Source organism: Cellulomonas hominis, assembly GCF_005239125.1.
Taxonomy (GTDB): domain Bacteria; phylum Actinomycetota; class Actinomycetes; order Actinomycetales; family Cellulomonadaceae; genus Cellulomonas; species Cellulomonas hominis_A.
Window position 1 is genome coordinate 1 of record NZ_SZYE01000352.1, and the last position, 1,098, is coordinate 1,098.

At 80.4% G+C, this 1,098-nt stretch carries 1 protein-coding gene; it reads left to right on the plus strand.

Annotated features, from left to right (window positions below; translation table 11 throughout):
- The coding region (locus FA014_RS20415) for an SCO7613 C-terminal domain-containing membrane protein (RefSeq protein WP_230323460.1) at nucleotides 1-1,085 on the plus strand (1,085 nt) is incomplete at its 5' end.
- Nucleotides 1,086-1,098: the final 13 nt, after the last annotated feature.

A 1,098-nucleotide genomic window follows, 5' to 3' on the forward strand; every position in this document is an offset into this window, starting at 1 on the left:
CGGCGGCGCTCGCGGGCGCGGTCCGGGCGGCGCACCTCGCCGCGAGCACGCCCGTCGCCGGCGGGGTGGCCAACGCCCGGCTGTTCGGGGCGGCGCTGGTGTGGTCGCTCGTCGGGGCGGTGCTGCTCGGCGCGCTGGGTCGGCTGCTGGTCGACCGGCTCGCGTCCGCCCCGGCCGGCGCCGCGCCGCCGGTGGGCGGCGCTGCGCCCTGGGCCGCTGCCCCCGCCGGGCCGGACCCGCGCCGCGCTGCCCGTGTCGTCGTGCTGCGTCGCTGGGCGCTCGCGCCGGCGCTGCTCGCGTTCACCGTCGGCGCGCTGGTCGCCGTGCGACCGTCCTGGGCGCTGACGTGGACCGGCTGGGTCGTCGAGCTCGGCCTGCTCGCGCTCGCCGTCGCCGCCGTGCGGTCCGAGGCCTCCCGGTCGCGCGGCACGCTCGCGACCGACGTCCCGCCGGGCTGGGTGCTGTGGCTCGCCGCGCTCGCGTGGGCGATCGGGGCGTGGAGCCCGCGCGAGCTGCGCGTCGAGGTGTTCGCCCTCCCGCTCGGCCTCGCGCTGACGGCGATGGGCTGGGTGGCCCTGCGCGCGGCGCTCGCCGACGTCACGCCCCGCCCCGGCGCGACGCTGCCCGGCCCGGGTGCGGTCGGCGCGGGTCGTCCCGGCCCGTGGGCCGTCGGCTCGGGGGTGGTGGGCGGGGGCGCACCCCGGCCCGCGTGGCCGGTCGGCCGCACGACGTCGCTCGCCACGCTGACCCCGGGCATCCTGGCGACCCTCGGCCCGTCGATCCTGGCGATCTGGACCGACCCCATGACCTGGCGCGCGATCCTCGTGGTCGTCCTCGCGCTGGGCTTCATGCTCGAGGGCGCGCGCGAGATGCTGCGCGCGCCGCTCGTCCTCGGGGCGGGCGCGCTGCCGGTGGCGGTGCTGAGCGTCTTCGCGGCGCAGCTGGGTCGCACGATCTCGGCGGGACCGTGGCTGCTCACGCTGCTCGCCGCGGGCGGGCTGCTGCTCGTGCTCGGCGTGTTCGCCGAACGCCGACGCACGGCGGTGGCCGAGGGCCGGGCCACCGAGGCGGGCGTCCTGCGCTGACCCGAGTCCGGCG